Origin of the sequence: Burkholderia sp. BCC1644 (assembly GCF_902833225.1) — a bacterium.
In the GTDB taxonomy this organism is placed as follows: Bacteria; Pseudomonadota; Gammaproteobacteria; order Burkholderiales; family Burkholderiaceae; genus Burkholderia.
Genome location: NZ_CADFEI010000019.1, coordinates 16,764 through 38,452, shown reverse-complemented (window position 1 = coordinate 38,452; position 21,689 = coordinate 16,764). Strand labels below are relative to the sequence as shown.

The 21,689-nt window shown below is 68.8% G+C and carries 16 protein-coding genes; 6 read left to right on the top strand and 10 right to left on the bottom strand.

Features of this window, described 5'->3' with window-relative positions:
* Nucleotides 1–36: 36 nt before the first annotated feature.
* Together argH and HWX87_RS29965 are read right to left on the bottom strand one after the other, a co-directional pair.
* Nucleotides 37–1,446 (bottom strand): argininosuccinate lyase, encoded by a 1,410-nt coding sequence (gene argH / locus HWX87_RS29970; RefSeq protein WP_176050624.1) that lies wholly within the window; start codon nucleotides 1,444–1,446, stop codon nucleotides 37–39.
* A gap of 103 nt (nucleotides 1,447–1,549) precedes the next feature.
* Nucleotides 1,550–2,359, bottom strand: a complete 810-nt coding sequence (locus HWX87_RS29965; protein ID WP_176050623.1) for a helix-turn-helix transcriptional regulator — start codon at nucleotides 2,357–2,359, stop codon at nucleotides 1,550–1,552.
* A gap of 216 nt (nucleotides 2,360–2,575) precedes the next feature.
* On the opposite strand from HWX87_RS29965, the gene HWX87_RS29960 reads away from it, so the two are divergent.
* Entirely contained in the window at nucleotides 2,576–3,328 is a 753-nt protein-coding gene (locus tag HWX87_RS29960; RefSeq protein ID WP_176050622.1) for a class I SAM-dependent methyltransferase, read from the top strand.
* A 105-nt stretch (nucleotides 3,329–3,433) separates the two neighbouring features.
* On the opposite strand, the gene ppc is transcribed toward HWX87_RS29960, so the two are convergent.
* The gene (ppc, locus tag HWX87_RS29955; protein ID WP_176050621.1) at nucleotides 3,434–6,448 is read right to left on the bottom strand and encodes a phosphoenolpyruvate carboxylase; all 3,015 of its coding nucleotides are present in this window, start codon (nucleotides 6,446–6,448) and stop codon (nucleotides 3,434–3,436) included.
* Nucleotides 6,449–6,656: 208 nt separating this feature from the next.
* Here ppc and hemC point away from each other — a divergent pair, with 208 nt between their 5' ends.
* The 3 genes from hemC to HWX87_RS29940 are packed head-to-tail and all read left to right on the top strand — an operon-like array spanning nucleotide 6,657 to nucleotide 10,821.
* A complete protein-coding gene (hemC, locus tag HWX87_RS29950) occupies nucleotides 6,657–7,661 on the top strand; it encodes a hydroxymethylbilane synthase (RefSeq protein ID WP_176050620.1) in 1,005 nt (334 codons plus the stop codon).
* Nucleotides 7,661–9,631, top strand: coding sequence for a fused uroporphyrinogen-III synthase HemD/membrane protein HemX (hemDX, locus tag HWX87_RS29945; protein ID WP_176050619.1), 1,971 nt, complete (start codon nucleotides 7,661–7,663; stop codon nucleotides 9,629–9,631). Before hemC ends, hemDX begins: the two co-directional genes overlap by 1 nt.
* Before the next feature lie 2 nt (nucleotides 9,632–9,633).
* On the top strand, nucleotides 9,634–10,821 hold the full coding sequence (locus HWX87_RS29940) for a heme biosynthesis protein HemY (RefSeq protein WP_176050618.1): 1,188 nt from the start codon (nucleotides 9,634–9,636) through the stop codon (nucleotides 10,819–10,821).
* Nucleotides 10,822–10,884: 63 nt separating this feature from the next.
* On the opposite strand, the gene HWX87_RS29935 is transcribed toward HWX87_RS29940, so the two are convergent.
* The 5 genes from HWX87_RS29935 to HWX87_RS29915 form a co-directional block, all read right to left on the bottom strand.
* Nucleotides 10,885–12,111, bottom strand: a complete 1,227-nt coding sequence (locus tag HWX87_RS29935; protein WP_176050617.1) for an alpha/beta fold hydrolase — start codon at nucleotides 12,109–12,111, stop codon at nucleotides 10,885–10,887.
* A complete protein-coding gene (locus tag HWX87_RS29930) occupies nucleotides 12,108–12,521 on the bottom strand; it encodes a helix-turn-helix domain-containing protein (RefSeq protein ID WP_176050616.1) in 414 nt (137 codons plus the stop codon). Before HWX87_RS29930 ends, HWX87_RS29935 begins: the two co-directional genes overlap by 4 nt.
* A 231-nt stretch (nucleotides 12,522–12,752) precedes the next feature.
* A complete protein-coding gene (locus HWX87_RS29925) occupies nucleotides 12,753–14,057 on the bottom strand; it encodes an MFS transporter (RefSeq protein WP_176050615.1) in 1,305 nt (434 codons plus the stop codon).
* Nucleotides 14,058–14,272: 215 nt separating this feature from the next.
* Nucleotides 14,273–15,031 carry an SDR family oxidoreductase gene (locus tag HWX87_RS29920; protein ID WP_176050614.1) on the bottom strand — a complete coding sequence of 253 codons (759 nt, stop codon included), beginning with the start codon at nucleotides 15,029–15,031 and terminating at the stop codon, nucleotides 14,273–14,275.
* 78 nt (nucleotides 15,032–15,109) lie between these two features.
* Nucleotides 15,110–16,549: an aldehyde dehydrogenase family protein gene (locus tag HWX87_RS29915; protein WP_176050715.1), complete on the bottom strand. Its 1,440-nt coding sequence runs from the start codon at nucleotides 16,547–16,549 to the stop codon at nucleotides 15,110–15,112.
* A gap of 226 nt (nucleotides 16,550–16,775) precedes the next feature.
* Here HWX87_RS29915 and ppa point away from each other — a divergent pair, with 226 nt between their 5' ends.
* Nucleotides 16,776–17,303, top strand: coding sequence for an inorganic diphosphatase (ppa, locus tag HWX87_RS29910; protein WP_011352863.1), 528 nt, complete (start codon nucleotides 16,776–16,778; stop codon nucleotides 17,301–17,303).
* A 54-nt stretch (nucleotides 17,304–17,357) separates the two neighbouring features.
* Here ppa and HWX87_RS29905 read toward each other — a convergent pair whose 3' ends face one another.
* Nucleotides 17,358–18,152 (bottom strand): GIY-YIG nuclease family protein, encoded by a 795-nt coding sequence (locus HWX87_RS29905; protein ID WP_176050613.1) that lies wholly within the window; start codon nucleotides 18,150–18,152, stop codon nucleotides 17,358–17,360.
* 49 nt (nucleotides 18,153–18,201) lie between these two features.
* On the bottom strand, nucleotides 18,202–19,236 hold the full coding sequence (locus HWX87_RS29900) for an AraC family transcriptional regulator (RefSeq protein WP_176050612.1): 1,035 nt from the start codon (nucleotides 19,234–19,236) through the stop codon (nucleotides 18,202–18,204).
* A 151-nt stretch (nucleotides 19,237–19,387) separates the two neighbouring features.
* Between HWX87_RS29900 and HWX87_RS29895 the strand changes: the two genes are divergently transcribed.
* Nucleotides 19,388–21,646, top strand: coding sequence for a glycoside hydrolase family 3 C-terminal domain-containing protein (locus tag HWX87_RS29895; RefSeq protein ID WP_176050611.1), 2,259 nt, complete (start codon nucleotides 19,388–19,390; stop codon nucleotides 21,644–21,646).
* Nucleotides 21,647–21,689 lie beyond the last annotated feature (43 nt).

The following is a 21,689-nucleotide window of genomic DNA, read 5'->3' as shown; positions in this document are numbered from 1 at the left end:
CGGACGCCGAAGGCGTCCGTCCGTGACAGCAGGCTGTTACCGGCCCAGTGCGGCGCGGGCCGCCTTGACGGCCGCACGCACCTGGTCGGGCGCGGTGCCGCCCGGGTGGTTGCGGCTGGCGACCGAACCCTCGAGCGTCAGGTAGCCGAACACGTCTTCGCCGATCAGGTGCGCGACGTTCGGCAGTTCCTGCTTCATCTCGTCGAGCGTCAGGTCGGCCAGGTCGATGCCGCGGTCGTCGCAGACCTTCACCGCGTGCGCGACGGCTTCGTGCGCATCGCGGAACGGCAGGCCGCGCTTCACGAGGTAGTCGGCGAGGTCGGTGGCGGTCGAGAAGCCCTGCAGCGCGGCCGCACGCATCGCGTCCGGCTTCACGGTGATGCCCGCGACCATCTCGGCAAAGATCCGCAGCGTGTCGGCGACGGTGTCGACCGTGTCGAACAGCGGCTCCTTGTCTTCCTGGTTGTCCTTGTTGTAGGCAAGCGGCTGGCCCTTCATCAGCGTCAGCAGCGCCATCAGGTGGCCGTTCACGCGGCCCGTCTTGCCGCGCGCGAGTTCGGGCACGTCCGGGTTCTTCTTCTGCGGCATGATCGAGCTGCCGGTGCAGAAGCGGTCGGCAATGTCGATGAAGCCGACGCGCGGGCTCATCCACAGCACGAGTTCTTCGGAGAAGCGCGACACGTGCGTCATCACGAGTGCCGATGCCGCCGTGAATTCGATCGCGAAGTCGCGATCGGACACGGCGTCGAGCGAGTTCGCGCAGATGCCGTCGAAGCCGAGCGTCTTCGCCACTGCGTGACGGTCGATCGGGTAGCTCGTGCCCGCGAGCGCGGCCGCGCCGAGCGGCAGGCGGTTCACGCGGGTACGGCAGTCGCGCATGCGCTCCGCGTCGCGCGTGAACATCTCGACGTAGGCGAGCAGGTGGTGGCCGAACGTGACGGGTTGCGCGACCTGCAGGTGCGTGAAGCCCGGCATGATCGTGTCGGCGTTCTGTTCCGCGAGGTCGATCAGCGCGCCGCGCAGGTCGGTGAGCAGACCGCCGATGCGGTCGATCTCGCCGCGCAGCCACAGGCGGATGTCGGTCGCGACCTGGTCGTTGCGCGAGCGGCCCGTGTGCAGGCGCTTGCCGGCATCGCCGATCAGTGCGGTCAGGCGCGCCTCGATGTTCAGGTGGACGTCTTCCAGGTCGAGCTGCCATTCGAATTCGCCGCGCTCGATCTCGCCCTTGATCTGCGCCATCCCGCGTTCGATCGCGGCCAGGTCGTCGGCGCTGATGATCTTCTGCGCGGCGAGCATGTTCGCGTGCGCGAGCGAGCCGGCGATGTCGACGAGCGCGAGGCGCTTGTCGAAAAACACCGACGACGTGTAGCGCTTGACCAGTTCCGACATCGGTTCCGAGAAGCGGGCCGACCAGGCCTCGCCCTTTTTGTGCAGTTGGGACGTCATGGCGATTCTTCGAAGGGGAGTTGGGCGGCGTGCGCCGCCGAGGGAATCCTGCAATTCTAACATTCGCGGGCCTGCCGGCCGTGGCCCGCGCGGGCCGGCCCGCTCAGTCGCGTACCAGCACGACGAGCTTCAGGTCCTCGCGGTGCGCGGGCTTCAGCGTGATCTGCTGGTACACGAGGCGGCCGTCGGCCGGATGGTCGAATTCGCGCAGCCCGCCTTCGCGTTCGAACACGTCCTGCGACGCCCAGTACTGCGCGAAGGCGTCGCTGCCGGCGGTCAGCGCGTCGATCAGCGCGCGCGTCGGCGCGTCGGTCAGGTGACGGATCGAATCGGCGCGGAATTCGGCCGCGAGCCGCCGCGCGCGGGTTTCCCAGTCGACGATCAGCGTGCGCGCGGCCGGCGACATGAACGTGAAGCGCAGCAGGTTGCGGTCGTGCTCGCCGTCGAGCCAGCCGGAAAAGAGCGCGGCGGCCGGCGCGTTCCATGCGAGCGCGTTCCATTGCCGGTCGAGCACGTACGCGGGCGTTGCGATCGCCGCGACGGTCGCGGCGAGCGTCGGCGGCAGGTCGCCGCCTGCGACATCGGGTTCGGCCGGGTCGCGCTGCGCGGCCAGCTCGAACAGGTACGCGCGCTCCGCCTTCGACAGCTGCAGCGCGACGGCGATCCGGGCGAGTGCGTCGGCCGATGCCGACACCGGGCGGCCCTGTTCGATCCACGTGTACCAGGTCGGGCTGACGCCGCACAGCTGCGCGACTTCCTCGCGCCGCAGCCCCGGCGTGCGGCGGCGCGGGCCGGGCGGCAGCCCGACGGCCTGCGGCGACAGCCGCTCGCGATGGGCACGGATGAATTCGCCGAGGGCACGGGCGGGCGTGGCGTCGAGCGGCGGGACGGAGGCGGAGGGCGGCTGGTTCATGCGGAAACGGCGAAAGGGACGCGGCAACGCGGCAACGTTCAGACTGGTGGATCGAATACCAGAATAATTGCTTAACTTGTACTGGTACAGGTGCGGGCCTATTGTAGCGGCTCGCGCGCTGGCAGGGCAGCGGGCGTCCCACAAAACGTGTTGCATGGGGCCGGAACGCGCTGACGCAGCCATGCCGGCCGATTGCGCAAGAGAAAGGAGCGAACGATGAAACACCACGACCAGGTCGCCGACGCATTCGGCACGACGGCCGCCGCCTATCTGACGAGCACGGTCCATGCGACGGGCGCCGACCTGCAGACGCTCGCCGACGCGGTGCGCGCGACGCCCGATGCCGCGGTGCTCGATCTCGGCTGCGGTGCCGGCCACGCGAGCTTCGCGGTCGCGCCGCACGTGCACGACGTGGTCGCCTACGATCTCGCCGCGCCGATGCTCGCGACCGTCGATGCTGCCGCGCGCGAGCGCGGGCTCGCGAACATCCGCACGCAGCAGGGGCCGGCCGAGCGGCTGCCGTTCGACATGGCGACGTTCGACTGGGTCGTGAGCCGGATGAGCGCGCACCACTGGCATGACATGCGCGCGGCGCTCGCCGAGGTGCGCCGCGTGCTGAAGCCGGGCGGCCGCGTGCTGATGATCGACATCGCCGGCAACGATCACCCGCTCCTCGACACGTACCTGCAGGCCGCGGAAGTGCTGCGCGACGCGTCGCACGTGCGCGACTACCGGGCCGATGAATGGCTCGCGATGTTCCGCGAGGCCGGTTTCGCCGCGCAGGTGCACAGCCGCTGGCGGCTGCCGATCGATTTCGATACGTGGGTCGCACGTATCCGCACGCCGGCCGACAGCGTGACCGGCATTCGCGCGCTGTGGGCGCATGCGCCCGACGAGGTGCGGGCCTACTACGCGGTGCAGCCCGACGGATCGTTCGAGCACGACGCGCTGCTGATCGACGCGCATTGAACGATGCGGCGCGCAGTGGCATGAAAAAAGCCGCGATACGCACGTTCGCGTATCGCGGCTTTCACGATGCCGGCCGGCGCGGCGCGTGCCCGCGCCGCATGCGGATCAGCCGGTGTTGCGCAGGCCCGCCGCGATCCCGTTGATGGTCAGGTGAATCCCGCGGCGCAGCCGCGCGTTCGTGTCGCCCGCGCGGTGACGCTTGATCAGCTCGACCTGCAGGTGGTTCAGCGGATCGAGATACGGGAAGCGGTTCTTGATCGAGCGCGCGAGCAGCGGGTTGGTCGCGAGGCGGCCTTCGTGCCCGGTGATTTCCGCGAGCGCCTGCGACGTGCGCTCCCATTCCGCGACGATCCGCTCGAACACGTGCTTGCGCAGCTTGCGGTCGGACACGAGCTGCGCGTAACGCGACGCGACCGCGAGATCGGTTTTCGCGAGCACCATGTCCATGTTCGACATCAGGTTCGAGAAGAACGGCCAGGTCTTGTTCATCTTCTTCAGCAGCGTGACGCGCTTCGTGCGTTCGGCGTCGTCCTGCGCGCTGTCGAGATACGCGCTCACCGCGCTGCCGAAGCCGTACCAGCCCGTCAGCAGCAGCCGGCACTGGCCCCACGAGAAGCCCCACGGGATCGCGCGCAGATCCTCGATCTTGCGCTGCTTCGGATCCTGCAGCTTGCGCGACGCCGGGCGGCTGCCGATGTTCAGCTCGGCGATCTCGGTGATCGGCGTCGACGAGAAGAAGTAGTCGGTGAAGCCCGGGGTTTCATAGACGAGCGCGCGGTACGCGGCCATCGCCGAATCGGACAGCGTCTGCATCGCGGCTTCGAACACGGGCAGTTGCGCGGGCGCGTTCGACTGCGGCAGCAGCGATGCCTCGAGCGTCGCGGCGACGACGGTCTCCAGGTTGCGGCGGCCGATCTCGGGGTTCGCGAACTTGCTCGCGATCACCTCGCCCTGTTCGGTCAGGCGGATCTGGCCGTTCACGGTGCCCGGCGGCTGCGACAGGATCGCCTGGTAGGTCGGGCCACCGCCGCGGCCGACCGTGCCGCCACGGCCGTGGAACAGCCGCAGCGTGATCTTGCGGTCGCGGAACAGGTCGACGAGCGCGAGCTCCGCACGATACAGCTCCCAGTTCGACGTGAGGAAGCCGCCGTCCTTGTTGCTGTCCGAGTAGCCGAGCATCACTTCCTGCTCGGCGCCCTGGTGCGCGATCAGCGCGTCGATGCCCGGCAGTGCGAAGTATTCGCGCATGATGCGCGCGGCGTCGCGCAGGTCGGGAATCGTCTCGAACAGCGGGATCACCATCAGGCTGTTCCTCGCCTCGCCGCCCGGCACGCCGAGCGCGCCTTCGAGCAGGCCCGTCTCTTTCTGCAGCAGCAGGACTTCGACGAGGTCGCTGACGGTTTCCGTGTGCGAGATGATGTAGTTGCGCACCGCGCGCGCGCCGAATTGCGCGCGGACTTCGCGCGCCTTCTCGAACACGCCGAGCTCGCTCTGCGCGAGCGCCGAGTATTCGAAGTACGGCGAGCGCAGCGGGCGCGGGTCGGCGAGCGCGGCGAGCAGCACGCGCAGCTTGTCTTCTTCGGCGAGCGCCGCGTAGTCGGCCTCGACGCCCGCGCGCGCGAACAGCTCGGCGACCACCGCTTCATGGATGTCGGAGCTCTGGCGCAGGTCGATGCTCGCCAGATGGAAGCCGAACACCTCGGCCGCGCGCACGAGCGGCGCGAGGCGCGGTGCGGCGAGCGACGTGCCGTGGTGTTCGTCGAGCGACGCCGTCAGCACCTTCAGGTCGGCGACGAACGCTTCGGAATCCGCATACGGGATCGCGCGCACGGGCGGCGCGCCGCGGCCCGCGCTGCGCACGGGCACCGTGCCTTCGCCAAGACGCACGCGCGCGCTCGCGGCGAGGCGCGTGTAGATGCCGATCAGCGCGCGGCGATACGGTTCGTCGACGCGGTGCGGCGACTGGTCGGGCGATGCGGCCGCGAGCGCCTTCACCGCGTCGTTCGCGCCGACGAGCAGGTTCGATACCGACAGCTCGGCGCCGAGCTTGTGCACCTGTTCCAGGTAGTGCTCGAGGATCACCGCGGCCTGGCGGTTGATCGCTTCCTCGAGCGTCGGCGCGGTCACGTTCGGGTTGCCGTCGCGGTCGCCGCCGATCCAGCTGCCCATCTGGAAGAATGCGGGCACGCGGGCGGACAGGCCGTGCTCGGCGAGCGCGGCCTCGATGTCGCCGTACAGCGCGGGCAGCTCGTCGAGGAAGGTCGCGCGGTAGTACGACAGCGCGTTCTCGATCTCGTCGCCGACCGTCAGGCGCGCGTCGCGCAGCATGCGGGTCTGCCACAGCGCGGTGACGCGTGCGCGCAGCATCGCTTCGTTGTACTGGCGCTCGCGCGCGGTCAGTTCCTGGTCGCGCTCGGCGAGCAGGCGCGCGATGTCGTGCTGCGCGTCGAGGATGCTCTTGCGCTGGACTTCGGTCGGGTGCGCGGTCAGCACCGGCACGATCAGCGCATCGTCGAAGAAGCGCTGCAGCAGGCGCTTCGATGCGTTGCCGGTCGTCTTCAGCTGTTCGAGCGCGTACGCGACCGTGCCCGGTTGCGACGCGGAGCCGGCCAGCGCGTGGATGCGGCGGCGGCGGTTGTGATGGCGGTCTTCCGCGATGTTCGCGAGATGCGAGAAATAGCTGAACGCGCGCACGACGCTCACCGTCTGCTCCGGCGTCAGCTTGCGCAGCTTCTTCTCGAGCGTCTGCGCGGCTTCGTTGTCGTCCTCGCGGCGGAACTTGACCGCGGTCTGGCGGATCGTCTCGACGACGTCGAACACCGTATCGCCTTCCTGCTCGCGCACGACGTCGCCCAGCAGGCGGCCGAGGAAGCGGATGTCTTCGAACAGCGGACGGTCCTTGTCTTCGCGCGTCCGCGTGCCGGCCTTCGGCGCGGCGGCCTTGCGGGCAGCGGAGCCGGCGGCTTTCGTCACGCGTTTTGTCTGACGTATCGGGTCTTTCGGTTTCGTTGCCGTTTTCGCACGGCCGTTCGCGGCGGTGGCGACGGTGTCCGTCGAGGCGTCGGAGGAGGACAGGGCAGCATTGCGGCGCGCCGTACGCGCCGATCCGGAAGACTTCACGATGGGTTTCCTTGGGAAAGCTCGAGTCAAAAGGAACTGCGAAAACTGCGGGAACTGCGGTCAAGCAACCAGCTACGTGCGGCACATCCGCACATCGGCGCCGCGACCCGCGCAGGGGCAGGCCGGGCGCAGGCTCCGGGCCCGGGCGGGCCGGGGCGTGCGTGCTACCATTGTTCGATCTTCAATCCCGTCCTTCGATGTTCCAGCAATGAATTCCGAGACCCCTGCGGCAGGGCCGCAACAGGCACAACCGCCCGCGACGTTGACGATTGCTTCGCGCGAGAGCCGCCTGGCGATGTGGCAAGCCGAACATGTGCGTGATGCGCTGCGCAAATTATATCCAGCTTGTGACGTGAAAATCCTCGGGATGACGACCCGCGGCGATCAGATTCTCGATCGCACGCTGTCGAAGGTCGGCGGCAAGGGCCTGTTCGTGAAGGAACTGGAGAGCGCGCTGGCCGACGGCCGCGCCGATCTCGCCGTGCATTCGCTGAAGGATGTGCCGATGGCGTTGCCCGACGGCTTCTCGCTCGCCGCGATCATGGAGCGCGAAGACCCGCGCGACGCATTCGTGTCGAACGACTATGCGTCGCTCGACGCGCTGCCGGCCGGCGCGGTCGTCGGCACGTCGAGCCTGCGCCGCGAAGCGATGCTGCGTTCGCGCTATCCGCACCTCGACGTCCTGCCGCTGCGCGGCAACCTCGACACGCGTCTCGCGAAGCTCGACCGCGGCGACTACGCGGCGATCATCCTCGCGGCCGCCGGCCTGAAGCGCCTCGGCCTCGACGCACGCATCCGCACGCTGATCGACGTCGAAGCCAGCCCGCCGGCCGCCGGTCAGGGCGCGCTCGGCATCGAGATCGCCGCGCATCGCGACGACGTCGCCGCGTGGCTCGCGCCGCTGCACGACCCGAAGACCGCGCTCGCGGTCGAGGCCGAGCGGATGGTGTCGCGTGCACTCGGCGGCAGCTGCGAGGTGCCGCTCGCCGCGCATGCGGTGTGGCGCGCGGGCGAACTGTATCTGACGGGCCGCGTGTCGACGACCGACGGCAAGCGCGTGCTGACGGCCGAGGAGTGCGGCGCCGTGATGACCGTCGCCGATGCGCTCGCGCTCGGCCGTGCCGTGTCCGACGAACTCGAGGCGCAAGGCGCGCTCGACATCGTCCAGGCGCTGCTCGCGGGCTCGCAGGCCGCCGGCAAGGGCGACGCCTGATGGCGGGCGGCGCGCGCGCGTTCACCGCTGTCCTGACGCGTCCGGACGGTCAGTCCGACGCGCTTGCGTCGCAACTCGCCGATGCCGGTTGCGACGTGCTCGAATTCCCGCTGATCGACATTGCGCCGGTTGACGATCCGGCGCCGCTCGACGCCGCGTTCGCGGCGCTCGCCGATTATGCGCTCGTGATTTTCGTGTCGCCGAACGCGATCGACCGCGCGCTCGCGCAGTACGGCGCGATCTGGCCGAACGCGCTGCCGGTCGGCGTGGTCGGGCCCGGCAGCGTCGCGGCCCTCGCGCGTCACGGCATCGCGGCGCCCGCGCATCGCGTGATCGCGCCGCAGGCGCCGGCCGACGGCGGCGTGCCCCATTACGATTCCGAAAGCCTGTTCGCGTGCATCGAGACCGCGTTCGGCGGCGCGCAGGCGCTGACGGCCAGGCGCGTGCTGATCGTGCGCGGCGACGGCGGGCGCGAATGGCTCGCCGACCGGCTGCGCGAGGCTGGCGCGGACGTCACGCTCGTCGCCGCATACCGGCGCGTCGTGCCGGAGCCGCGCGTCGGCGCGTGGGAGCGCGTGCACGCGCTGCTCGACGGCCAGCCGCATGCGTGGCTCGTCACGAGCTCCGAAGGCGTACGCAACCTGCACGAACTCGCGCGGGCACACCTGAACGATGCCGAGATCGACGCGCTGAAGCATGCGCCGCTCGTCACGCCGCACCCGCGGATCGAGCAGACCGCGCGCGCACTGGGTTTTGATAGGATTACGCTGACCGGCGCGGGCGATGAGCGCATCGTCCGCGCGTTTCGAACGATGGCCGACGAGGCCGTCCAACCGGCGACAGCCGCACCGGTGACTAAACGCATGACAGATACCAACGATTCCAAAAGCGTCGCTTCCCAGCCGGCCGCTGCATCCGCACCGCCGTCTCGTCCCGCCTATATGGCGTCCGAACCGCCCGCGCGCCGCGGCGGCAGCGCGGTGCTGTGGTTCGTCGTCGTCGTGCTCGGCTGCGCGGCCGGTGTCGGCGGCTACGCGCTGAACCGCAAGATCGACCGGCTCGACGGCACGTTCGTCACGCGCCAGAAGGCGCTCGACGCGCAGACGGCCGAGACGCGCATGAAGACCGAGCAGGCACTCGCCAGCACGCACCAGGTCGACACGCAGCTCGCGCAGCTCGACGGCAAGCTCGCCGACGCGCAGAGCGCGCAGCAGGCGCTGCAGCAGCAATACCAGGACCTGTCGCGCAACCGCGATGCATGGATGCTCGAGGAAGTCGACCAGATGCTGTCGAGCGCGAGCCAGCAGCTTCAGCTGACCGGCAACACGCAACTCGCGCTGATCGCGCTGCAGAACGCCGATGCACGTCTCGCGACCTCGCAGAGCGCACAGGCCGTCACGGTGCGCAAGGCGCTCGCGCTGGACATCGAAAAGCTGAAGGCCGCACCGGCGGCCGACCTCACGGGCCTCGCGATCAAGCTCGACGACGCGATCGCGAAGGTCGACGCGCTGCCGCTGTCCGGCGAGGCGATCGTCCCGCACGAAGCGCCGAAGGCCGCGCCGGCCGAAGCCGCCTCGTCGGCCGTGGCCGGCGAGCCGCGCTGGAAAGTGTGGTGGCACGACTTCTCGGCCGGCCTCGGCCAGCAGTTGAAGGGCCTCGTGCAGGTGCGCCGGATCGACAATGCGGATGCGATGCTCGCGTCGCCCGACCAGGGCTACTTCGTGCGCGAGAACGTGAAGCTGCGCCTGCTCACCGCGCGGCTGTCGCTGCTCGCGCGCAACGACAGCGCGATGAAGGCCGACCTGCACGCCGCGCAGGCGTCGCTCGGGAAGTATTTCGACCAGGCATCGAAGGACACGCAGACCGTCGAGGATCTGCTCAAGCAGGTTGACGGCGCATCGCTGACGGTCGCGGTGCCGAACCTGAACACGAGCCTGAACGCCGTTCAGCAGTTCAAGAGCCGGGGGTAACGATGACGCTTCGAGGAATCGTCTGGCTCGCGGTCCTGTTCGCGATCGCCGCGGCACTCGCCACCGTCGGCCGTTTCGACGCGGGGCAGGTGCTGCTCGTCTATCCGCCGTACCGGATCGACGTGTCGCTGAACCTGTTCGTGATCGCCATCGTCGTGCTGTTCATCGTCATGTACGCGCTGCTGCGTATCGTGCGCAACATCTGGCGCATGCCGCAGCGGGTCGCCGCGTATCGTGCGCGCTCGCGCAACGAGAAGGCACAGGCGTCGCTGCGCGACGCAATTTCGAACCTGTACGCAGGCCGCTTCTCGCGTGCGGAGAAGGCCGCGCGTGAAGCGCTGACGGTCGATGCGAATCTCGGCGCCGCGAGTCTCGTCGCGGCCACCGCCGCGCACCGGATGCACGAGTACACGCGCCGCGACGACTGGCTGTCGAAGGTCGATGCGCCCGAGTGGCAGGATGCACGGCTGCTTGCGGCGGCCGACATGCGCGCGGATGCGCGCGATGCCGACGGTGCGCTCGCGGCGCTGGCCGACATGCAGGCCGGCGGCAAGCGCATTCATGCGCAGCAGGTTGCGCTGCGCGCGCAGCAGCAGTTGAAGAACTGGGCCGAGGTGCTGAAGCTTGCGAAGGCGCTCGAGAAGCGCGAGGCGCTGCATCCGGCCGCGGCCGTGCGGCTGCGCCAGCAGGCGGCGGAAAACCTGCTGCGCGAGCGCCGGCACGACCCGGACGCGCTGCTCGAGGTGTGGCAGTCGCTGTCGCCGGTCGAGCGCCAGTCGCCGCGTCTGGCCGATCTCGCGGCCGACCTGCTCGTGCCGCTCGAGCGTCGCAACGAAGCGCGCCGCATCGTCGAGGACGCACTCGCGCACAACTGGGATGCGCGCCTGCTGCGCCGCTACCCGGACACGGCCGGCGCCGATGCGCTGCCGCTGATCCAGAAGGCCGAAGGGTGGAAGAAGGATCACCCGGACGATGCCGACCTGCTGTTCGCGCTCGGCCGCCTCTGCCAGCAGCAACAGCTGTGGGGCAAGGCGCAGTCGTTCCTCGAATCGGCGCTGAAGCTGGCCGACAACGAGGCGCTGAAGGTGCGGGCGCATCGCGCGCTCGCTCGCCTGTTCGAGCATCTCGGCGAAACCGACAAGGCCGCGAAGCATTATCGAGAAAGCGCGCTTGCGATTACCGTGGTCTGACGCTGCGCTGCGCTGCAAAAAAGCCCCGAACGCCAAGCGGCCTTCGGGGCTTTTTTTCGTCCGTTACGCGCCGAGCCTGCGTAGCAGGTCGTCCTCGCTCGCGACGAACCACACCGACGTCCCGCGATTGCACTCGCGAACGAGCGCGCGCAGCGCTTCGCTGTGCGTGAGCCGGCGATCGATGTCGCCGACCACACCGAGCCGGACGCCGTAGTTGACGAGCTTCTGCAGCACGGCGCCGGCCAGCCCGCTGTCGAGCCGGTAGAAGTCGTCGTGCAGCGCGTCGGCGGGGACCGCGATCCAGTCGGCTTCGTGCTCGTGCGCAAGCGCGACGAGTTCGAGTGCATCGCTTTCCCGCTGCACGAGGCCGGCGGAAGGATCGCGGACCAGCACACGGCTGCCGGCTGCCTGAACGATTCGATGGTGCATGTCGAGGGTTTCCGTCGAGGCGAGAAACGCGAGTATGTTGTCGCGCTGCCCGCGGATGAAGTGGGGCTGCCCGGGAAGAAACCGGACCTGCGCGTGCGGCACGAGACGCGTCAGGCGATCGCGCGTGTCGCGTGAATCGAGCATCACGTCGCGGCCGCCGACGATCGCCAGCACGGGCATGGACAACGTGCGGAGCGTGGCGTCGTCGAATACCGGAATCGGTTCGAGGCGCGGGCGAAACCCGCGATCGACAGCGCGCATCAGTGCGAGCCCGTCACGCTCGGCCGCCGTCGACGCGGGCGGCAGCCGGCCGAGCACGCGCCGTCGCACGCACGCGCGTCCGGCATCGCCGAGCAGCAACAGCGGCAGCGCCCACCACAGAAACGGCTTCTGCCGGCCGACGCCGGACGGGCAGAGCAGCGCGAGCCGCGTCACGCGTGCGGGCCGCCGCAGCGCGAAGTCGAGCGCCGTTCGCGCGCCGAGCGAGATGCCGACGAACGCGGCGCGCGACACCTGCAGGCCGTCCAGCACGTCGTCGAGCCACTGCGCGTACGCGTCGCCTGCGAGCGGCGGCCGCGACGGCGCGCTGGGTCCCGCTTCGCCGATCACGTCGATCGCGTAGAGCCGGAAGTGCGTCGACCAGACGGCCGCGTAATGCTGCCAGCTTGCCGCTGTCGTCTGCGCGCCGTGGATCAGCACGACCGGCGGCGCGTGTTCCGGGCCGCAGGCGATCACATGCGTCGCGCCCTGGCGCGTTTGTATCGTGACGCGCCGGTGTCCGGCCGGCCAGTGCGACAGCGCGGCCGCGTACGCGGCGCGAATCGCGCGGGCGTGGCGGGGCGACCGGAAGATCGCGCTCATGTCCCGCTTTTCTGCAGCAGCGTGTCGAGCGACGACATCAGCGCCGCCGTGTCGGCCGGCGTCGCGGCGACGACGACCTTGACCACGCTTGCAGCGGGGTCGAACGTGACGTCGATCCGCACGGGATCGACATACGACGTGCGGCCCGACGCCATCGCATGCAGCGAGCGCGACAGGTACTGGTGCAGCGACTGAGACGCGTCCGGAATGTCGACGATGCTGGTGACGCGCACCGCGCGCGGCACGGGCGCGGCCGGCTCCGTTTGCGCGAACGCGGCGAGGTCGGCGTCGAGGATGCGGTACGCGCGGCCGACCCGCGTCGCGCGCAGCTTGCCGTCGCGAATGAACCGCAAGACGGTTTTCGGGTGGACGCGCAGGCGGGCGGCAGTGTCTTCGACGGTGTGGAACATGGTTGGAAAATTATTCCCTAAATGTTCTTTATTGTTCCATATGTAAAGGATAATAAGGGAATAATTTGGTGAAAGAGATGTCATCATCCAGCCGGCGTAGCATCCGCCCGATCCGGGACGCGCCTGTCCGGAATTGAAAACGCCCCGGCGACCGGAGGGATTCCGGTCGCCGGGGCGTTTCGGGAGCCGGCGGTCGGCCGGCGTGCCCGGTGCGCCGCTATGCGCCGCGCGTCACTTGTCGACCAGCCGTTTCGGCACCGACAGCGCGAGCAGCCCGCCGAGCACGAGGAACGCGGCAAGCATGACCATGCCTGCATTGTTGGTGCCCGTCGCCTGCTTGAGCCAGCCCATCATGTACGGGCTCAGGAAGCCGGCGAGGTTGCCGATCGAGTTGATCATCGCGATGCCGGCCGCGGCCGCCGTGCCGCCGAGGAATGCGGTCGGCAGGCTCCAGAACAGCGGCAGCGTCGTCAGGATGCCGATCGTCGCGAGCGTGAGGCCGAGCATCGCGAGCGCGGTCTGGTGCGCCCAGATGACCGACAGCACGAGCCCGAGCGCGCCGATCGCGGCCGGGATCGCGAGGTGCCAGCGGCGTTCGCGGCGCTTGTCCGCGCTGCGCGCGATCAGGATCATCGCGACCACCGCGGCCGCATAGGGAATCGCCGACAGCAGGCCGATCGTGAACGTGTCGGTCACGCCGGTGGCCTTGATGATCGTCGGCAGCCAGAAGCCGACGCCGTAGAGCCCCATCACGAACGAGAAATAGATCAGCGCCATCAGCCACACGCGCGGGCTCGACATCACGGCGCCGAGCGGCAGGTCTTCCTTGGTCGCTTCCTCCGCGTCGACGTTGCGGGTGAGCAGCGCCTTTTCCTCGTCGGTCAGCCACTTCGCCTTCGCGATTCGCTCGTCGAGCTTGAAGAACACGAGCACGCCGACCAGCACCGACGGGATACCTTCGAGCAGGAACAGCCATTGCCAGCCGTGCCACCCGCTCATGCCGTCGAACGCCTTCAGGATGAAGCCCGAGAGCGGTCCGCCGATCACGCCGGACAACGCGACGGCCGTCATGAAGAACGTCGTCATCCGGCCGCGCCGGTGCGCGGGATACCAGTAGGTGAGGTAGAGGATCACGCCGGGGAAGAAGCCTGCCTCGGCGACGCCGAGCAGGAAGCGCATCACGTAGAACATCGCGGGCGTCGTGACGAACATCGTCAGGATCGAGATCACGCCCCACGTCGCCATGATGCGCGCGATCCACACGCGCGCGCCGACCTTGTGCAGGATGATGTTGCTCGGCACTTCGAAGAGGAAATAGCCGAAGAAGAAGATCCCGGCGCCGAGCCCGTACACGGTGTCGCTCAGGTTCAGGTCGCTCGCCATCTGCAGCTTCGCGAACCCGACGTTCACGCGGTCGAGATACGCGACCACGTAGCACAGCAGCAGGAGCGGCACGAGCCGCCACGACACCTTGCGATAGGTTGCTTCCTCGAATGCGCCGGACGAGCCCGGCAGCGACTGCGTCGATATTGCCATGTTGTCTCCTGTCGATCAAAGTTGGCGCTTACTTGGATCCCATGCTTTGCGGTCGATCGAAGTTGGCGCTTTAGCGGTTACCTGGATCCCATGCACCGCTGTCCTTGTAGTTGGCCGGAGAAGGCGTATCGGCGCCTAGTCCGGTGTCGTGCGAGGCAATGCGCGTGTGTCGTTGCGGTTGCCGGCCGCGGCACGTCGCGGTAACGGGGATACCGCTAGATACAGCGCCCGCCGTCGACTTCGAGGCAGACGCCGGTGATGAATTCGGCTTCGTCGGAAGCAAGATAAAGCGCCGCGTTCGCGATGTCCTGCGGCGTCGAGAAGCGGCCGAGCGGGATCGTCGCAAGGAAGCGGCGGCGGTTCTCGGGCGTGTCCTCGCAGCCCATGAACTCGGTCATCAGCGCCGTCTCGCCGAGCACGGGATTGATGCAGTTCACGCGGATGCGGTCGGCGCCGAGCTCGGCCGCGAGCGACTTGCTCGCGGTGATCATCGCGCCCTTCGTACTGTTGTACCAGATGAGGCCCGGGCGCGGCCGCACGCCGGCCGTCGACGCGACGTTCACGAACACGCCGCCGCCCTGTTCGCGGAAATACGGCACGAAGGTCTGCACGCACCAGAACAGGCTCTTCATGTTGACTGCGTACACACGGTCGAACTCGGCTTCCGTCACGTCGAGCACGGGCTTGTTGCGGTGCGTGGTGCCCGCGTTGTTCACGACGATCTGCACCGAGTGGAAATCGTCGAGCGTGGCCTGCAGCAACGCATGCCAGTCGTCCTGCTTCGACACGTCGCCGGCCACCGCGATCGCCTTGCCGCCCGCGAGCGCGATCTCGCTCGCGACGCGCTCGGCCGCCGCACCGTTCAGATCGTTGACGACGACGTTCGCGCCTTCGCGCGCATACGTCTTCGCGATGCCTTCGCCGAAACCCGAGCCGCCGCCCGTGACGATGGCCGTCTTGCCGCTCAACCGCATGGTGTGTCTCCTGTGCTGGTGATGAGTGTCGTCGTGCTTCGGCATGCGGCCGGGCGCTATCGGCCGCGTGCCGCATGTTCAGCCGTGCCGGATCGCGATCGTTTTCAGCGCGGTGAATCCGTACAGCGCCTCGAAGCCTTTCTCGCGGCCATGGCCCGAATGGCCGACGCCGCCGAACGGCAGCTCGACGCCACCGCCCGCGCCATAGTTGTTGATGAACACCTGGCCCGCGCGCAGGCGTCGTGCGAGCCGCATCTGGCGCGCGCCGTCGCGCGTCCAGATGCCCGCGACGAGGCCGTATGGCGTGCCGTTCGCAAGCGCGACGGCTTCGTCTTCGTCGATGAAACGCATCGCGGCGAGCACGGGGCCGAACACTTCTTCCTGTGCGAGGCGGTGCGACGGCGGCACGTCGCGCAACAGCGCGGGCGCCTGGTAGAAGCCGCTCTCGGGTGCGTCGGCGACGACCTGGCCGTGCGCGGCCATCGGGATGCCGTCGTGCTGCGCGTCGGACAGGAAATCCCACACGCGCTGCTGCTGTTTCGCGTTGATCAGCGGGCCGCAGTCGAGATCGGCGCGGCTCGGGCCGACGCGCAGCCCGTTGAATGCGGTGGCGAGGCGCTCGACGAGCGGCTCGTACACCGCTCGTTCGATCAGCACGCGGCTGCCGGCCGAGCAGGTCTGCCCGCCGTTCTGCACGATCGCCGACACGAGCACGGGCAGCGCCGCTTCGAGATCGGCATCGGCGAACACGATCTGCGGCGACTTGCCGCCGAGTTCGAGCGTGACGGGCACGTGGTTCTCGGCCGCCATCTGCGTGACCAGCTTGCCGGTGGCCGGCGAACCCGTAAACGAGATGTGGTCGATGCCCGGATGGCGCGCGAGCGCGGCACCGGCTTCATGGCCGTAGCCGGTGACGATGTTGAGCGCGCCGGCCGGCAGCCCGGCTTCGGCGGCGAGTTCGGCGACGCGCAGCACGGACAGGCACGCATCCTCGGCCGGCTTGACGACGCATGCGTTGCCGGCCGCGAGCGCCGCGCCGACGCTGCGCCCGAAGATCTGCATCGGGTAGTTCCAAGGCACGATGTGGCCCGTGACGCCGTGCGGCTCGCGCACCGTCAGCACCGTGTAGCCGGCCTGGTAGGGGAGGGTTTCGCCGTGCAGCTTGTCGGCGGCGCCCGCGTAGAACTCGAAGTAGCGTGCGAGCGCGGCCGCGTCGGCGCGCGCCTGCTTAAGCGGCTTGCCGGTGTCGCGCGCCTCGATCGCGGCGAGTTCCTCGATCGAATCGGTCACGCGCGCCGACAGCCGCATCAGCACGCGGCCGCGTTCGGCGGCGCTTTTGGCGCCCCACGGGCCCGCGAAGGCGTCGCGGGCCGCGGCGACCGCGCGCTCGATGTCGGGCGCGGTGCCGCGCGCGATCGTCGCGAACGGCTGGCCGTCGGAAGGATCGACGACCGCGATGGTTTCCAGTTGCGCGGGCAACGTCCATTCGCCCGCGATGAAGTGCTTCGCCTCTTCCATGCCTGCTCCCGTGTACCAGGGTTGGCGCTTCAGCGCCGACGCCGATTCCATGCAACGCGGCCGGTGGTTCGACAGCCGACCCATCCGGAACGATTATCGCGCCGATCGTCATCCGGACGCCACCGGTCGATTGGCTATAATGGCGCATTCCCTTGGGGGACGCCCGCGCCGGTGCATCGGCCGCGGCGCCCTGTCCCGAATTCCCATCGACCTACAGAGAGTGCTCATGAGCTTCAATCATGTTCCGGCCGGCAAGGACCTGCCGCAAGATTTCAACGTGATCATCGAGATTCCCGCGCAAAGCGACCCGGTGAAGTACGAGGCGGACAAGGAACTGGGCCTTCTCGTCGTCGACCGCTTCATCGGCACGGGCATGCGCTATCCGGTGAACTACGGCTACATCCCGCAGACGCTGTCGGGCGACGGCGATCCGGTCGACGTGCTGGTGATCACGCCGTTCCCGCTGCTGGCCGGCTCGATCGTGCGTTCGCGCGTGCTCGGCATGCTGCAGATGACCGACGAGTCGGGCGTCGACGCGAAGCTGGTTGCCGTGCCGCACGACAAGGTCTGCCCGATGACGGCGAACCTGAAGTCGATCGACGACGTGCCCGAGTACCTGAAGGACCAGATCAAGCACTTCTTCGAGCAATACAAGGCGCTCGAGAAGGGCAAGTGGGTGAAGGTCGAAGGCTGGGCCGGCATCGAAGCCGCGCACAAGGAAATCACCGACGGCGCAGCGAACTACAAGAAGTAAGCGGCGTACCGGCCGACGGCCGGTTCGTACCGAACGCAAACCGCGCGTGTCTCCTCAGGAGGCCGCGCGGTTTTGTTTTGTGCGCGCGGGTTTCTTGCGTGCGGGTGTGGCAGCGGGCGGGGCGGTTTCCGCACGTTCGGCTCGGCGAGGGGTAACGGAGGCTGCGGGGGCTTCGGCGGCTTTCGTGCTGGACGATCGGCGACGGGCCGGTGCGGAAGCCGCATTGTCGTGTCCGTTCGCAATGGGCTTGCCGGCGGCGGCCGGCGCTTTCTTTTTCGACGACGGCGGTGTGGCCGGCCTGGCCTTTTTTACCGGCTTGTCGCGCGACGAGGTCTTTTTCCCGACTGCATTTCCGTCTGTCTTCACGCGTTTCGCAGCCGCGGTGGTTTTTGCTGTCTTCGGCTTCCTGGCCGGTTCGGGTGTCTTCGCGGCCTTGACGGTCTTTCCCGTCTTCACGGCAACCGGCTCCGTTTCAGCTGCTTTCGCCGCGCCGTCGATGTTGTCTGTCTTCGCCTTCTTCCGCCCGCGCGTGCGCATCGGCAAGCCGGGCGCGTCACTGCTTTCATCGAGCGTCGCCACGACGGGCAACACCGATTCGAGCGTTCGCAAACCGGTCGCCAGCTCGCGCTTCTGTGCGGGCGTGAGCCGTTTTACCCAGTACTCCGCACGCGACGCGCTCGACCGGTCGGGCAGCGGAAACGACGCGAGCACCGCACGCGGCTTGCGCGAGCGCGTGTAGCGCGCGCCCTTGCCGGACGCGTGTTCGTCGAAACGCGCGGCAACGTCGGTCGTGATGCCCGTGTAGACGCTGTCGTCGGCACATTCGATCAGATACAGAAACCAGGACATGGCAGGGCGGCGGTGTGCGAAGCCGCCAGTGTCTCAGAAAAAGCGCGTGTCAACGCCACCGTTCGCCGTGTCCGTCGCGGAAGCGGCTCGGCGCCGCGCCGAGTTCGCGCGTGAAGAAGCGCGTGAACGCGCTCGTCGAACGGAAGCCGACGCGCACGCCGATCTCGCCGATCGGCAACTGCGTATTCAGCAACAGGTCGCGCGCCTCGCCGAGCCGGGCCTGCGCGACGAGCGCATGAAAACCCACGGCCTCGCGATGCAGCCGCCGACGCAGCGTCCAGCGCGACATCGCGAAGCGCGAGCACGCATGCTGCATCAGCGTGTCGGTCGGTGCATCGGCTTCGTCGGCGGTGCGCAGCCAGTCGCGCACGCACTGCTCGACCGACGAGCCGAACGTCGAGCGCACGCGCACACGTTCGCGTGCGGCGTCGGCCGCATGACGCTGGATGCCGGCGAGCGGCGCGTTGTAGCGCTCGAACGGCGTGTCGAAGTGCGCGGAGCGCAGCACGATGCGGTTGTGCGCGGCATCGAACGACATTGGCGCGCCGAGCATGTCGCGCAGCGCGGCGGCCGGTGCGAATGCGCGGCCGGCGAATTCGGCATCGCCGATGCCTACGCGCGGATCGTAAAGGCGCGCAAGCGCCGCGAGGATCGTGAGGTTCGCGAACGCGCTGCCCGCGTGCCGGCCGTCGCCTTCGTTCACGTATTCGAGCGCGATCGCGTCGCCGTTCTCGTGCGCGAACACCCAGTCGACGTTGCCGATCAGCTCGCGATAGCGCAGGTAGCCGCGCAGCGCATCGCGCAGCGTCGCCGCGTTGCACGTGATGCCTGCGAGCTCCGGGAACGGCACGAGCCACGGCACGACCTGCGGCGGCGGCCGATACCACGACAGCGGCCATTCGTTCGTGAGCTGCATCGCGGCGACGTGCCGGTCGCCCGCGATGCGGCGCGTGTCGTCGGCGAGTTCGGCCGGCCCGATGCCGAGCGTGTCATACAGCGGTGCGAGATCGATGCCGTTCGCGCGCGCGTCTTCGCACAGCCAGCGGTAGATCCGGACGGATACCGATTTCTGTTGCAACTCCATGTCTGTCTCCCTGTCGTCATGCCGTTCGGGTTTGTCCCCGCTGCGAGAGGTCAACGCATGCTCCTGCCGGTCAAGCGTGGTGACCGGTCAATTTTTAGACTCGGACGCTGGAGTTAAGCCACAAGTACAACAGAACGATTCTGGAGGATCAATGAAAACTTCGCTGTTCCGGTGTTCGACGATTGCGTCTGCGTGCGCGCTCACGGTGCTGCTCGCGTCGTGCGGCGGCGACGACATCCACGCGGGCCCGACCGCGCCGGCCGATCCCGATGTGGCGGCCGACCAGCGCGCGGCCGCGCTCGTCGCGCAACTGACGACCGACGAGAAGCTGCAGCTCGTGCACGGCACGGGCATGCCGGCGCTCGATCTGGGCGGCCCGTTCCCGGCCGACGCGCTGAACGGCGCAAGCTACATCCCGGGCGTGCCGCGGCTCGGCATTCCGGCGGTCAGCAGCGCCGATTCGGCGGGCGGCGTGAACGTGAAGAATGCGCGCGTGACCGCGCTGCCGGCGCCGGTCGCGCTCGCGGCGACGTGGGATCCGGCGCTCGCGGGCACCTACGGCACGCGCATCGCACTCGAACTGCGCGCGCTCGGTTTCGCGGAAGGGCTCGGCGGCGGCGTGAACCTCGCGCGCGAGCCGCGCAACGGCCGCACGTTCGAATACATGGGCGAGGATCCGGTGCTCGCGGGCACGCTGAGCGCCGCGCGCACGCAGGGGACGCAGGCGCAGAAGGTGATCGCGACGATCAAGCATTTCGCGTTCAACGACCAGGAAACCAACCGGATGACGATCGATTCGGTCGTCGACGAGCGGACCATGCGCGAGGCCGAACTGCTCGCGTTCGAGATCGGCGTGAAGGACGGCCAGCCGGGTAGCGTGATGTGCTCGTACAACAAGCTGAACGGCGTGTATGCGTGCGAGAACCCGTATCTGCTGACCACGGTGCTGAAGAACGAATGGGGTTTCAAGGGCGTCGTGCAGTCGGACTGGGGTGCGACGCATTCGACCGTCGCGGCCGTGCAGGCCGGGCTCGACGAGGAACAGCCGGGCGCGGCGGACGACAACAACGCGCCGCTCGGCTCGTACTTCAATTCGAAGCTGCGCGCGGCGCTGCAGGCCGGCAGCGTGTCGGCCGCGCGGCTGAACGACATGGTGCAGCGCAAGCTGCGCACGCTGATCCGCATCGGCGTGATGGATGCGCCGCCGAAGGCAGGCGGCGCGATCGACGAGGCCGCCGGCAATGCCGATGCGCTCGCGATCGCGCGGCAATCGGCGGTGCTGCTGAAGAACGCGGCCGCATCGGGCGATGCGCAGCCGGTGTTGCCGCTCGCGGCCGGTGCGCTCAAGTCGATCGTCGTGATCGGCGGTCATGCGGACGCGGGCGTATTGTCGGGCGGCGGCTCGGGCGCGGTGCCGGCGATCGACGGCAATGCGGTGACGACCTGCCAGCAACCGGCCGACACGTTGTTCGGCGGTTGCGCGACCTGGTACAAGTCCGCGCCGCTCGCGGCGATCCGCGCGAAGGCGCCGAGCGCATCGGTCAGCTATCTCGACGGGACCGACGCGAATGCCGCGGCGACCGCCGCCGCGCAGGCCGATGTCGCGATCGTGTTCGCGACGCAGTGGCAGACGGAAGGGCTCGATCTCGCGAGCCTGTCGCTGCCCGATGCGAAGGCCGATCCGTACAACCAGCAATACGACCAGAACGCGCTGATCGCGGCCGTCGCGGCGAAGGCGAAGCGCGTGATCGTCGTGCTCGAGAACGGCAGCCCCGTGCTGATGCCGTGGCTCGCGAACGTGCACGGCGTGCTCGACGCGTGGTATCCGGGCGCGCAGGGCGGCCAGGCGATCGCCGACCTGCTGTTCGGCGACGCGAACCCGTCGGGCCGGTTGCCGCTGACGTTCCCGAAGCAGGAAGCCGACCTGCCGCAGCCGACGATCGATCCGTCGCGCACGCAGACCGTCTATGCGGAAGGTCTCGCGTACGGCTATCGCTGGTTCGACGCGAAGGCGATCGAGCCGCTGTTCCCGTTCGGCTACGGGCTGTCGTACACGACGTATGGGTTGTCGGCGATGTCTGCACGGGCCGATGCGTCGGGCAACGTGACGGTCGGCGTGACGGTGACGAACACGGGCGCGCGGGCCGGTGCGCAGACGGTGCAGATCTACGCGGCGCTGCCTGCGTCGCTTGGCGAGCCGCCGAAGCGGCTCGTCGGCTGGACCAAGGTCGCGCTGCAGCCGGGCGAGGCGCGCACGGTCAGCGTCGCGGTGCCGGCGCAGCGCTTCGCGGTCTGGGATGCGAATGCGCACGCGTGGCGGATCGGCGCGGGCAGCTACACGCTGTCGGCGGCCGCGTCGTCGCGCGATCCGCAGGCGCTGTCGCAGGCGGTGACGCTCGCCGCACGCTGAACCGGAGCCGGGCGCGCGGCCTGCGGCGGGGCCGGTCGTGGCC

Coding starts and splice junctions, on each gene's coding strand:
- HWX87_RS29935 (WP_176050617.1), bottom strand. CDS start 12,111: ATGAGCGCGATCTTCCGGTCGCCCCGCCACGCCCGCGCGATTCGCGCC.
- ppa (WP_011352863.1), top strand. CDS start 16,776: ATGAGCTTCAATCATGTTCCGGCCGGCAAGGACCTGCCGCAAGATTTC.
- HWX87_RS29915 (WP_176050715.1), bottom strand. CDS start 16,549: ATGGAAGAGGCGAAGCACTTCATCGCGGGCGAATGGACGTTGCCCGCG.
- HWX87_RS29965 (WP_176050623.1), bottom strand. CDS start 2,359: ATGAACCAGCCGCCCTCCGCCTCCGTCCCGCCGCTCGACGCCACGCCC.
- hemC (WP_176050620.1), top strand. CDS start 6,657: ATGAATTCCGAGACCCCTGCGGCAGGGCCGCAACAGGCACAACCGCCC.
- HWX87_RS29920 (WP_176050614.1), bottom strand. CDS start 15,031: ATGCGGTTGAGCGGCAAGACGGCCATCGTCACGGGCGGCGGCTCGGGT.
- HWX87_RS29905 (WP_176050613.1), bottom strand. CDS start 18,152: ATGTCCTGGTTTCTGTATCTGATCGAATGTGCCGACGACAGCGTCTAC.
- HWX87_RS29940 (WP_176050618.1), top strand. CDS start 9,634: ATGACGCTTCGAGGAATCGTCTGGCTCGCGGTCCTGTTCGCGATCGCC.
- hemDX (WP_176050619.1), top strand. CDS start 7,661: ATGGCGGGCGGCGCGCGCGCGTTCACCGCTGTCCTGACGCGTCCGGAC.
- HWX87_RS29930 (WP_176050616.1), bottom strand. CDS start 12,521: ATGTTCCACACCGTCGAAGACACTGCCGCCCGCCTGCGCGTCCACCCG.
- HWX87_RS29925 (WP_176050615.1), bottom strand. CDS start 14,057: ATGGCAATATCGACGCAGTCGCTGCCGGGCTCGTCCGGCGCATTCGAG.
- HWX87_RS29960 (WP_176050622.1), top strand. CDS start 2,576: ATGAAACACCACGACCAGGTCGCCGACGCATTCGGCACGACGGCCGCC.
- HWX87_RS29900 (WP_176050612.1), bottom strand. CDS start 19,236: ATGGAGTTGCAACAGAAATCGGTATCCGTCCGGATCTACCGCTGGCTG.
- HWX87_RS29895 (WP_176050611.1), top strand. CDS start 19,388: ATGAAAACTTCGCTGTTCCGGTGTTCGACGATTGCGTCTGCGTGCGCG.
- argH (WP_176050624.1), bottom strand. CDS start 1,446: ATGACGTCCCAACTGCACAAAAAGGGCGAGGCCTGGTCGGCCCGCTTC.